10 protein-coding genes are annotated in these 12,048 nt (G+C 55.4%); 9 read left to right on the forward strand and 1 reads right to left on the reverse strand.

Going from position 1 to position 12,048, the window contains the following annotated elements:
- Nucleotides 1–74 precede the first annotated feature (74 nt).
- From rpmB to OYT1_RS02990, 9 genes are all read left to right on the forward strand, one after another.
- Entirely contained in the window at nucleotides 75–311 is a 237-nt protein-coding gene (rpmB, locus tag OYT1_RS02950) for a 50S ribosomal protein L28 (protein WP_062625411.1), read from the forward strand.
- A gap of 13 nt (nucleotides 312–324) precedes the next feature.
- Nucleotides 325–492 carry a 50S ribosomal protein L33 gene (rpmG, locus tag OYT1_RS02955; protein WP_035382890.1) on the forward strand — a complete coding sequence of 56 codons (168 nt, stop codon included), beginning with the start codon at nucleotides 325–327 and terminating at the stop codon, nucleotides 490–492.
- Nucleotides 493–830: 338 nt separating this feature from the next.
- Nucleotides 831–2,129 (forward strand): trigger factor, encoded by a 1,299-nt coding sequence (gene tig / locus OYT1_RS02960; RefSeq protein WP_062625410.1) that lies wholly within the window; start codon nucleotides 831–833, stop codon nucleotides 2,127–2,129.
- A complete protein-coding gene (clpP, locus tag OYT1_RS02965; RefSeq protein WP_062625409.1) occupies nucleotides 2,129–2,755 on the forward strand; it encodes an ATP-dependent Clp endopeptidase proteolytic subunit ClpP in 627 nt (208 codons plus the stop codon). The genes tig and clpP overlap by 1 nt, the downstream gene beginning before the upstream one ends.
- An 18-nt stretch (nucleotides 2,756–2,773) precedes the next feature.
- Complete coding sequence (gene clpX, locus OYT1_RS02970; RefSeq protein ID WP_062625408.1) at nucleotides 2,774–4,039, forward strand: ATP-dependent Clp protease ATP-binding subunit ClpX; 1,266 nt, start codon at nucleotides 2,774–2,776, stop codon at nucleotides 4,037–4,039.
- Nucleotides 4,040–4,128: 89 nt separating this feature from the next.
- The gene (lon, locus tag OYT1_RS02975) at nucleotides 4,129–6,531 is read left to right on the forward strand and encodes an endopeptidase La (protein ID WP_062625407.1); all 2,403 of its coding nucleotides are present in this window, start codon (nucleotides 4,129–4,131) and stop codon (nucleotides 6,529–6,531) included.
- A 63-nt stretch (nucleotides 6,532–6,594) separates the two neighbouring features.
- Entirely contained in the window at nucleotides 6,595–7,884 is a 1,290-nt protein-coding gene (locus OYT1_RS02980) for a DNA recombination protein RmuC (protein WP_062625406.1), read from the forward strand.
- A gap of 5 nt (nucleotides 7,885–7,889) precedes the next feature.
- Nucleotides 7,890–9,497: an NAD+ synthase gene (locus OYT1_RS02985; protein ID WP_088178183.1), complete on the forward strand. Its 1,608-nt coding sequence runs from the start codon at nucleotides 7,890–7,892 to the stop codon at nucleotides 9,495–9,497.
- 80 nt (nucleotides 9,498–9,577) lie between these two features.
- Nucleotides 9,578–9,916 carry a P-II family nitrogen regulator gene (locus tag OYT1_RS02990; protein WP_062625404.1) on the forward strand — a complete coding sequence of 113 codons (339 nt, stop codon included), beginning with the start codon at nucleotides 9,578–9,580 and terminating at the stop codon, nucleotides 9,914–9,916.
- A gap of 9 nt (nucleotides 9,917–9,925) precedes the next feature.
- Here the strand turns inward: OYT1_RS02990 and OYT1_RS02995 are convergent, their stop codons facing one another.
- Nucleotides 9,926–12,046 (reverse strand): carboxy terminal-processing peptidase, encoded by a 2,121-nt coding sequence (locus OYT1_RS02995; protein WP_062625403.1) that lies wholly within the window; start codon nucleotides 12,044–12,046, stop codon nucleotides 9,926–9,928.
- Between the last annotated feature and the right edge of the window lie 2 nt (nucleotides 12,047–12,048).

Genomic DNA, 12,048 nt, shown 5'->3' on the forward strand with positions numbered 1-12,048 from the left:
GCAAAATGAGTTGAACAGCGCGCGAACTTTCGGGTAGAATCGCGCCTCTTTGAAAATTGGTTGGAGTAATTGTCATGGCACGTGTATGTCAGGTTACGGGGAAGGGCCCCATGGTTGGAAACAATGTTTCCCACGCGAACAACAAAACCAAGCGCCGCTTTCTGCCGAATTTACAACGCCGCCGCTTTTGGGTCGAGAGTGAGAACCGTTGGGTTTCTCTGCGTCTGACTAATGCCGCGCTGCGTACCATCGACAAGAATGGTATCGATGCGGTTTTGTTTGAAATGCGCGCTCGTGGCGAAAACGTTTAAGGGGTAATGGAAAATGGCAAGCAAGATTCGCGAAAAGATTAAGCTGGAATCCACTGCGGGTACAGGTCACTTCTATACCACCACCAAGAACAAACGTAACACTCCAGGTAAGATGGAGTTCAATAAGTTCGATCCAGTGGTGCGTAAGCACGTTCCTTATAAGGAAACTAAGCTGAAGTAATTCCTCGGTGCGCCCTTGAGGCTTACACTGTAAGCAGTGTGTATGCTAAAAAGTCCCAAATAAAACGCCTCACTTGTGAGGCGTTTTATTTTCCCGTTTAAGATTTAGTCAGGTGCGCAGATGCTCTATATATCGGTCAGCCTCATTAGATGTCTATGTCGTTAGCAGCCTATGTATCATGACTATCCTTCTTGCTTGCCTTTGGGTGGCGGGGGTTTCGTGATATGCTCCGCGTCTCTGGCTGTCCGCTTGGCCGACAAGGCAGATCGGCGCGATTCCGCGCTGAGGCGAAGTGTGATGCGCCACCATTTTAGTCAATTCAATCAAGGAACACCGTAATGTCTAGCGTAGAAACTCTGAGCGCCGTGCAGCGCCGTCTGAATGCCACCATCCCACAACAACTGATACGCGGCGAAGTTGAGAAGCGCATTAAGCGTATCGGGCGTACCGCCAAAGTGGCCGGCTTCCGTCCAGGCAAAGTGCCGTTCAAGATTCTTGAGCAGCAGTATGGCGCTGAGGTTTATCAAGAAGTGTTGGGCGATGCCCTGCAAAAGTCGTTCGCCGATGTGGCTGAGGCTGAGCAGTTGAAGGTAGTGGGTTACCCTAACTTTGAAGTGAAGCAGGCTTCTGCTGAGAATGTTGACTACAGCGCTACCTTCGAGGTTTATCCCGAAGCCACGTTGGGTGATCTGTCCGCTCAGGAAGTGACTCGTGTGAACTATGTGCTGAGCGATGCTGATGTGGACAATACAATCGACACACTGCGTAAACAGCGTACTACCTATGTGGCTGCTGACCGTGCAGCACAGAACGACGATCAGGTAAAGATTGATTTCCGTGGCACGTTGGATGGTGAAGTATTCTCCGGTGGCGAAGCCAAGGATTATCCATTCGTGCTGGGTCAAGGCCGCATGTTGCCTGACTTTGAGAGCGCGGTGCTGGGTTTGAAAGCAGGTGAATCCAAATCTTTCGACATGACTTTCCCCGCGGACTACCACGGGAAAGATGTGGCGGGCAAACAAGTGACCTTTGCTATTACCGTGAATGCGGTTGAGGCGCCCGTTCTTCCAGAGGTGGATGCCGAGTTTGCAAAATCCTTGGGAGTGGCCAGCGGCGACATCGCCGAACTGAGGGCCGAGATTCGTACGAATCTTGATCGTGAAATTCAGCGTCGCCTGAAGGTACGCAACAAAGAAGCTGCGATGGATGCCCTGTTGAATATCGGCGAACTGGAAGTGCCCAAGACTATGTTGGACTGGGAGGCACAGAATTTGCAACAGCAAGCAATGCGCGATATGGAAGGGCGTGGCATCAAGGTGCCAAAGGGTGCCACTCTTCCTGTTGAGTTGTTTGCCGAGCGTGCGGTTAAGCGCGTCAAGTTGGGCGTGATATTGAATGTCCTTGTTGAGCAAAATGGCTTGGCGGCTAAGCCTGAGCAGGTTCAAGCACTGGTTCAAGAGTATGCGGCGAGCTTCGAACAGCCGGAAGAAGTGGTCAAGTGGTATGCGGCTGATCCAGCGCGTACTCAGGAAGTGGAGAATTTGGCGTTAGAGGACAATGTTGTTGCTTATGTGCTAAAGCACGCAAAAGTGTCCGACAAAGCCATCGAATTTAAAGAGTTGATGGAGAACAATTGATGAATCACACCGCCATGTCTGGCAATTTGGAGCCACAGAATTCCGGCCTGATCCCGATGGTCATCGAGACCAGCGGGCGTGGCGAGCGGGCGTTCGACATCTATTCGCGCCTGTTGAAGGAGCGCGTGATCTTTTTGGTCGGCCCGATCAACGATCAAGTTGCCAACTTGGTGGTGGCGCAGCTGCTGTTCCTAGAGTCGGAAAATCCAGACAAGGACATCCATCTGTACATTAACTCGCCCGGCGGCTCGATCTCGGCAGGCATGGCGATTTACGACACCATGCAGTTCATTAAGCCGAACGTCTCGACTTTGTGTATCGGCATGGCCGCTTCAATGGGCGCGTTCCTGTTGCAAGCAGGCGAGAAGGGCAAGCGCTTTGCTTTGCCCAATTCGACCGTGATGATCCACCAGCCGTTGGGTGGTTTCCAGGGGCAGGCGACCGACATCGAGATCCATGCAAAGTACATCCTGAGTCTGCGCGAGAAGCTGTACTCATTGATGGCGCAGCATACGGGGCGTACGGTCGAAGAGATCGCCCGCGACAGTGAGCGCGACAACTTCCTCACCGCACAACAGGCGCAGGAATATGGCTTACTGGATCAGGTGCTGGATAAGCGCAGCTGATTAATTAAAGGAAAATCAATGCCATCAGACAAAAACAAGGGCGAGAAGCTGCTCTATTGCTCGTTCTGCGGCAAGAGCCAGCACGAAGTGAAGAAGTTGATCGCTGGGCCATCGGTGTTCGTCTGTGATGAGTGCGTGGCTCTGTGCAACGACATCATCCGCGAAGAGATTCAGGCCGATCTTGGCAAGAAGAATGGCGATTCGACTAGTGATCTGCCAGTGCCTAAAGAGATTTGCGCCAAGCTGGACGAGTACGTGATCGGTCAGGAAAAAGCCAAGAAGATCCTTTCGGTGGCGGTGTACAACCACTACAAACGCCTTAAGAATGTGGACATGAAGGACGGTGTCGAGCTGGCCAAGAGCAACATCTTGCTGATCGGTCCGACTGGTTCTGGCAAAACATTGCTGGCGCAGACGCTGGCGCGTTTGCTCAACGTGCCGTTTGTGATGGCCGATGCGACCACGCTGACCGAAGCCGGTTACGTGGGTGAGGATGTCGAGAACATCATCCAGAAGCTGCTGCAAGCTTGCGAATATGATGTGGACAAAGCGCAGCGTGGCATCGTCTATATCGACGAGATCGACAAGATCTCGCGTAAGTCGGACAACCCATCCATCACCCGTGACGTATCGGGCGAAGGCGTGCAGCAAGCGCTGCTCAAGCTCATTGAGGGCACTAAGGCATCGGTACCTCCACAAGGCGGGCGCAAGCATCCGAACACTGAATTCCTGCAAGTGGACACCAGCAACATTCTGTTCATTTGCGGCGGTGCATTCGACGGTCTGGAAAAAGTCATCCGCAACCGTTCGGAAAAGGCTAGCATCGGTTTTGGTGCGAATCTCGCCAAGCGCGATGACACCAAGAGCGTGGGCGAAGTGTTCCGCACCGTGGAACCCGAAGATTTGATCAAGTTCGGCCTGATTCCTGAGTTCGTCGGCCGTCTGCCTGTTGTGGCGACGCTGACTGAGCTGGATGAGGCGGCGCTGATCCAGATCCTCACCGAACCCAAGAACGCGCTGGTGAAGCAATACCAGAAGCTGTTCGCGATGGAGGGTGCCGAACTAGAGTTCAGTGAAAAGGTGCTGCACGCGATCGCCAAAAAGGCTTTGGCGCGCAAGACTGGCGCTCGCGGCCTGCGTTCGATTCTGGAACAGGCGCTGCTTGACACCATGTTCGATCTACCTTCGATGGACAATGTGACTAAGGTGGTGCTGGAAGAAACCGCTGTCGAAGGCGAACTCAAGCCCATCCTCGTCTATGCGGACGAATACAAAGCCGCGTAGAATCTGCATCAAATTGCGGCGACAGCCCTTGAAATATAGCGCTGTCGCCCGCACCTCCCGCTTCAACTGTCAACCAGAAGAGTACTGCCATGTCTGAACGCGACCAATCTGAAATCCTGTATCCACTGCTGCCGCTGCGTGATGTGGTGGTTTTTCCGCATATGGTCATTCCGCTCTTCGTCGGGCGCGCCAAGTCTATCAAGGCATTGGAGTCGGCGATGGAAGAGGGCAAGAGTATTGTGCTGGTGGCACAGAAATCTGCTGCCAAAGACGAGCCTTCCATCGAAGATCTGTACCGCATCGGTAGTCTCGCTAACATTTTGCAAATGCTGAAGCTGCCGGATGGCACGGTCAAGGTGCTGGTCGAGGGTACGCAGCGCACCAAGGTGGTTGGCGTGGTGGACGATAAGTCACATTTTGATGCTCGCATCGAGCTAGTTCCGGCAGATGGTAAGTTGGCGCCCGAAGCTGAGGCGATGCGACGCGCGTTGCTGTCGCAGTTCGATCAGTACGTGAAACTGAACAAAAAGATACCGCCAGAGATTCTGACTTCGCTGGCAGGCATCGATGATGCTGGTCGTCTGGCCGACACCATCGCCGCACACCTGCCGCTCAAGCTGGAGCAGAAGCAGGAAGTGCTGGAGATCTTTGATGTGCAAAAGCGCTTGGAGCATCTGCTGGGCTTGCTGGAAGCTGAGTTGGATATTCTGCAAGTCGAGAAGCGCATCCGTGGTCGCGTCAAGCGCCAGATGGAGAAAAGCCAGCGCGAGTACTACCTGAACGAGCAGGTCAAGGCGATCCAGAAAGAGCTGGGTGAAGGCGAAGAAGGTGCCGACATCGAGGAGCTGGAAAAGAAGATCAAGGCTGCGCATATGCCTAAGGAGGCATTAGCCAAGGCTGAAGCTGAGTTGAAGAAGCTTAAGCTGATGTCGCCGATGTCTGCCGAAGCGACCGTGGTGCGCAACTACATCGACGTGCTGGTCGGCCTGCCTTGGAAGAAAAAGACCAAGATCAGCGGTGACCTGAAGAAAGCGGAAGAGATCCTCGAAGCCGATCATTATGGTCTGGACAAGGTGAAGGAACGTATCGTCGAATATCTGGCGGTGCAACAGCGCGTGGACAAACTGAAAGCGCCCATACTGTGTCTGGTCGGTCCTCCCGGCGTGGGCAAGACCTCGCTTGGGCAATCCATCGCTCGCGCCACCAATCGCAAGTTCGTGCGTATGTCACTCGGTGGCGTGCGTGACGAATCCGAGATCCGTGGCCACCGCCGCACCTACATCGGCTCCATGCCGGGCAAGGTGTTGCAGAACATGAGCAAGGTCGGCGTGAAGAATCCGCTGTTCCTGCTGGACGAGGTGGACAAGATGGGGCAGGACTTCCGGGGCGACCCGTCGTCGGCGCTGCTGGAAGTGCTCGATCCCGAGCAGAACCACACCTTCGTCGATCATTACGTCGAGGTCGAGTACGACTTGTCCGACGTGATGTTTGTTGCCACTTCGAATAGCTACAACATCCCCGGCCCATTGCTAGATCGGATGGAGATCATCAACGTCTCCAGCTACACCGAAGACGAAAAGGTCAATATCGCAACGCGCTATTTGATTCCAAAGTCTCTAAAAAACAACGGGCTAAAGGCGGAAGAGATAAGCATCTCGGAAAGCGCAATCCGCGATATTCTGCGTTATTACACCCGTGAAGCGGGCGTGCGAGGGCTGGATCGCGAGATCTCCAAGATCTGCCGCAAGGTGGTGAAGGCGTTGCTGACCAAGGAAGCCAAGGGCGGCAAGGTGACGGTCACTGCGCGCAATCTGGATAAGTATCTGGGCGTGCGTCGCTACAGCTACGGTATGGCCGAGAAGAACAATCAGGTCGGTCAGGTTACCGGTTTGGCATGGACGGAAGTGGGCGGGGAATTGCTCACTATTGAAACTGCTGTGTTGCCCGGCAAGGGCAAGACCACCACCACTGGCAAGCTAGGTGAGGTGATGCAAGAGTCTATTCAAGCTGCGCTCTCAGTGGTGCGTAGCCGTGCCAAGTCGTTGGGTATCAAACCTGATTTCTACGAGAAGAACGACCTGCACATCCACCTGCCAGAAGGCGCAACTCCTAAGGATGGCCCGAGTGCGGGCGCAGGTATCGTGACGGCGATGGTGTCCGCTCTGACTGGTATCCCAGTGCGTGCGGATGTGGCGATGACCGGTGAGATCACTTTGCGTGGCGAAGTTTTGCCCATCGGCGGCTTGAAAGAGAAACTGCTGGCGGCGCATCGCGGCGGTATCAAGACTGTGTTGATACCGCACGAGAATGTGAAGGATCTGGTCGAGATTCCCGACAACATCAAGAGCAAGCTCGACATCCATCCGGTGAGATGGATAGACCAAGTGTTGAGCGTGGCACTTGAAAGCAAGCCGGAACCGTTGCCGGAACCTGAGGTGGTGGTTACGCCGGTCGCGCCCGTGGTGGTTGAGCCTGCACCGGTGACTCACTAATTAACTAAGCAGAATCACCAAGGGGCGCGTAAGCGCCCTTTGGCGTTATAGGACTCGAACGAAATGGAAATGGCAATATTGGCGCTTTCAGCGCTGACGTTAATTTTGGTCATTGTGATGGTGTTGTCGCAGCGGCGTTCGCCCGCGCAAACCGCTGCCGTGCTGGAGCAGCAGCATCGCGCCATGCTGACTGATCTGCATGACGGTCTGAACAAGCAGGGCGACCGGTTGATTGCGGCACAGGCGAGCGAGTCCGAGCGTTTGCGCGCGGCGGTTGCCGAGGAATTGCGTGCTACGCGCGATGCCATTCACGCGCTGCAAGCCAAGCAGGAGCTGCTGCGCAGCGAGATGTTGACGCAGACATTGGAGAAGCTGGCGGAGCAGGGCAGAGCCGATCAGGAATTGATCCAGAACTCGTTCCGCAACGCTACACAGCATCTGGCGAACAGCATGGAAGGTCTCTCCAAGACGGTGGATGGGCGCCTAGAGCAGATCGGCGGCAAGGTCAGCGAACGGCTGGACGAAGGTTTCAAGAAGACCAACGAGACCTTCGTCAGTGTGATGACGCGCTTGGCGACCATCGACGAAGCGCAGAAGAAGATCGACGGCCTGACTACCAATATGGTGAGTTTGCAGGAGCTGCTTGGCGACAAGCGTTCGCGCGGGGCATTTGGCGAAGTGCAACTGGAAGGGCTGGTGCGCAACATCATGCCGCCGCATTCCTACGAGATGCAATACACCTTGCCCAACGGCAGCCGTGCCGACTGTGTGCTGATGCTGCCTGAGCCGACCGGCATGGTCGCGGTGGATTCCAAGTTCCCCTTGGAGAACTATCACCGAATGTTCGGTGAAGGCGGCGATGTCGCCGTCCGCCAGTTCAAGCTCGACCTGAAGAAGCATATCGACGACATCAGCGGCAAGTACATCCTGCCCGGGGTGACCTCCGACGGGGCGGTGATGTTCATTCCCGCCGAAGCCGTGTTCGCCGAGATCCACGCCCATCACCCCGAAGTGGTGGATTACGCCATGCAGCGCCGCGTATGGATCGTCTCGCCGACCACGTTGATGGCGGTGCTCAACACCGCTCGTGCCGTCATCAAGGATGTTGAGACGCGTAAGCAGATTCACATCATCAAGGATGAGCTCGGCAAGCTGGGTAAGGATTTTGGACGCTTCGACGAGCGCATGAAGAAGCTGGCCGACAACATCCGTCGTGCTCATGAAGAAGCCGGGCAGGTGGAGATTTCTAGCCGCAAGATCAGCCAGCGCTTCGCCAGCATCGAGCGGGTGGAGTTGGCTGGCACGGAAGCACTGGCCGATGGTAGTATCCCCGCCAACACGGTTGCTGAATGAATCCCATGAAATTTGCCATCGCACAAATCAACTGCACGCTGGGCTGCCTGTCGAGCAACGCCGCCAAGATATTAGAGGCGGCCGAACGAGCACATGCACAAGGTGCTTCGCTGTTGTTGACCCCAGAATTAAGTTTGTGCGGCTATCCGCCGGAAGACTTGCTGTTGCGTGATGGCTTCTATGCTGCCTGTGACGATGAGCTGCAGCAATTAGCCTGCGCAGCACCTGCTGGGATGACGCTGGTGGTGGGGCATCCACATCAGGTGGATGGTTTGCGTTTCAATGCCGCCTCGGTGTTGCGCGACGGCGCGATCATCACCACCTATCATAAGCACGAGTTGCCCAATCACAGCGTGTTCGACGAGTTGCGCTACTTTACGCCGGGCGACCAGCCGTGCGTGTTCGAACATGAGGGCGTGCGCATCGGTATCAACATCTGCGCCGACATCTGGGAGGCGGGGGCTGCGCAGGCGGCGCGCGGGGCCGGTGCCGAGGTGCTGCTGGTGCTGAACGCTTCGCCCTATCATCTGGACAAGCAGCTTGCACGTCATGCGGTCATTCGTGAACGTACCCATGAGAATGGGATCCCTGTGTTGTATGCCAACCTGTTGGGCGGACAGGATGAACTGGTGTTCGACGGCGCCTCTTTCGTGATGGACGCGCACGGCAAGTTGACTCACCAATTTGCCGCGTTCGAGGAAGTGCTTGGGCTGGTCGAGTTCGAGCATGGACAGCCCAAGTCAGGCGAGTTGCAGCCGCCGCTGGATACTGAAGCCAGCGTTTATCGGGCGCTGTGTCTAGGCGTACGCGACTACATCCTGAAGAACCGTTTCCCCGGCGTGCTGCTGGGTTTGTCCGGCGGTATCGACTCAGCGCTGACGCTGGCGGTAGCCGTGGACGCGCTGGGTGCCGATAAGGTGCGTGCGGTGATGATGCCCTCGCCATACACTGCGCAGATCAGCTTGGATGACGCGCGCGAGATGGCGCAGATACTGGGTGTGCGCTATGACGAGTTGGACATCCAGCCGACCTTGGCCGCTTTCGAGCAGACGCTGGCACCGCTGTTTATCGGGCGGGCGGCGGACACCACTGAGGAGAATCTACAAGCCCGCATTCGAGGCACCTTGCTGATGGCGCTGTCCAATAAGACGGGCTCGCTGGTGCTGGTCACCAGCAACAAGTCCGAAATGACGGTGGGTTACTCCACCTTGTATGGCGACATGGCAGGCGGATTTGCGGTGCTCAAGGATGTGAGCAAGACGCTGGTCTATCGGCTGTCGAACTATCGGAATTCGCTGGGCTACGCCATCCCCGAGCGCATCATCACTCGTCCTCCCAGCGCTGAGCTGCGTCCCGATCAGACCGATCAGGACAGCCTGCCTTCCTACGATGATCTAGACGGCATTATGGCCTGCTACGTCGAGCGCAACCTGTCGATCCCCGAGATCGTGGCGCGCGGCTACGCCGAAGCCGATGTCCGTCGCGTGGTGAAGCTGGTGCGCATCAATGAATACAAACGCCGCCAGTCGCCTGTCGGCGTGCGCATCACTGATCGCAGCTTCGGCAAGGACTGGCGCTATCCGATCACGGCACGTTATCAGGACGATTTCTGAAAATACAGAAGAGTGTGTCGAGCCTAAAAACTGGAACAGCTATAATGGCAGCATGAATCGCTAAACCTACGGGAGCCAAAATGAAGAAGATCGAAGCCATCATCAAACCGTTCAAACTCGACGAAGTACGCGAAGCGCTGTCTGAATTGGGTGTCAGTGGCCTGACCGTGACCGAGGTCAAGGGTTTCGGGCGGCAGAAGGGGCATACCGAGCTGTATCGCGGTGCGGAGTATGTGGTGGATTTCTTGCCCAAGATCAAGTTGGAAGTGGTTGTCTCCAGCGAACAACTGGAAACCGCTGTGGATGCTATTGTGAAAGCGGCTCACACCGGCAAGATCGGCGACGGCAAGATCTTCGTCACCTCAGTCGAACAAGTCATCCGCATCCGTACTGGCGAGACCGACGAATCAGCGCTGTAAGCCGCTGTTTCAGTGCACCTCTGATTTCCGCACTACGCCAGAGACAAGTCTGGCATCGGTTATCCGCAGTTCAATCTCATCGCTGAGTATGTGTGCAGCTTCGTTGAGCAGCACATCCTTGGCTTTTTTGCGCGCGCTCTCGATGGCCAAGTCTGATGCCAGATTGCGCTCATTCGATTGCAAGCCATCATCTTGAAGCGCGGCGGAAACGTCCGCCGCTGTCGCTTGGTCGGCTTTGCGTGCCTTCAATTTTGCTTCTTGCATTGCACGATCCTTGCGACGCTCGGCCTCGTTCAGTGAGATTCGGCTATTTTTGCGTCGGGCGTTCAGTTCGGCAATATCTTCGCTCAGATACTTGAACTCCTCATCCGTGCTGATGCGTGCATCGTGCCGAGTTTTCAGCAAAGGCAGAATGTCTGCTACGTTCCCAGCCGGCGTGTAATCTGTAGCTGAGATCTGTGTCCACGGTAAGGCATTGTCATAGCTTGATTCGCCAAATTCATCGAGGTCAGTGAAGGAGGGCAGGCTGATGTCTGGTGTGACACCGCGTAGCTGGGTGGTGCCACCATTGATGCGGAAGAATTGCGCGATGGTCATCTTCAGTTCACCGAACTGATGGTTAGGACTCTTTACCAGTTGGTCCAGATCGATCACGCTTTGCACGGTGCCCTTGCCGAAGCTTGGCTCTCCGATCACGATGCCACGGCCATAATCCTGAATCGCTGCGGCAAATATCTCGGATGCCGAGGCGGATGCGTGATTGATCAGTACACCCAGTGGGCCGCTCCAAGCCACGCCAGCATGATCGTCACTAGCTACCGTTATTTTTCCTGCTGAATTTCGCTGTTGTACGACAGGGCCTTGGTCGATGAAGAGACCGGTCAGTTCAATTGCCTCGCTTAATGAGCCGCCGCCATTGTTGCGCAGATCGACAATCACGCCATCGACCTGCTCTTTTTTCAGCGCTGCCAGCAGGCGCGCTACGTCACGCGTTGCGCTCTTGAAGTCCTTATTCCCTTTTTGGCGCGCCTCGAAATCCTGATAAAAACCAGGTAGGGAGATCACCCCGATACGACGGGGTTGGCCATTTTTGATTTCGATGATGGATTTGTTGGCGGCTTGGTTGTCCAGACTGACCTTCTTGCGTACCAGCTGTATGTACTTGTGTTCTCCATCCGTGCCGGATGCGGCTGGAATAACGTCTAGTAGCACCACCGAGTTCTCCTCGCCGCGAATCAGGGCGACGGCATCATCGATGCGCCAACCCATGACATCGGTAGGCGTGCTATTCGGCCCCTGACCTACACCGACGATCCGATCTCCGACGCTCAGCTTCCCTGAGCGTGCGGCAGGTCCGCCGGCCATTAATTCGCGGATGGTGATGTAATCATCGCGGGTTTGTAGTACCGCACCGATGCCGACGAGCGATAGCTTCATCGAAATATCAAAGTCTTGCGATGCGCGTACGCCTAGATAGTTGGTGTGCGGATCGATCGACGTGGCGTAGGCGTTCATGAAGCTCTGGAATACATCCTCGCTCTTGATCTTGGCGAGACTATTTAGCAAATTGTCGTAGCGCTTGCTCAAGGTGGTCGAGATGAGCGCGTCATCTTTACCCGCCAATTTGAGTCGAAGCCAGTCATTCTTTACTCGCTTACGCCATAGCTCGTTCAACTCATCTTGAGAGCTAGCCCAAGGTGCGTTCTTGCGCACATATTGGTAGCTTTCCTGTGCTGTAAAGTCGAAGCCGTGTGTAAGCAGGGAGCGGGCAAAGTTGATGCGTTCGGCGATGCGCTGTTGATACAGATCATAGATAGCGAAGGGGATGCGCAGATCACCTTTGAGCAGGACGTCATCCATCGTGCTGCGCACACGTACGAGCTGGTCGATATCTGATTGAAGGAAATACAGCTTTTCGCTATCCAACGACTTTAGGTAGTTGTCGAATATCTGCGCCGAAGTCTCATCGTTCAGTGGAATCTTCTTGTAATGGTGGCGAGTCAACAGCGCGGCAGAGATATTCGCAGCTTGCGACTGTTCCGGTTGTGGGTGGAGCTGCGGCAATGCCTCGCCGGTATTGAGCACACACACGGCGAGAGCGAGTAAAAGCCACCGAAGTCGGTTTTTCATTT

Origin of the sequence: Ferriphaselus amnicola (genome assembly GCF_000974685.2) — a bacterium.
Classification (GTDB): Bacteria; Pseudomonadota; Gammaproteobacteria; order Burkholderiales; family Gallionellaceae; genus Ferriphaselus; species Ferriphaselus amnicola.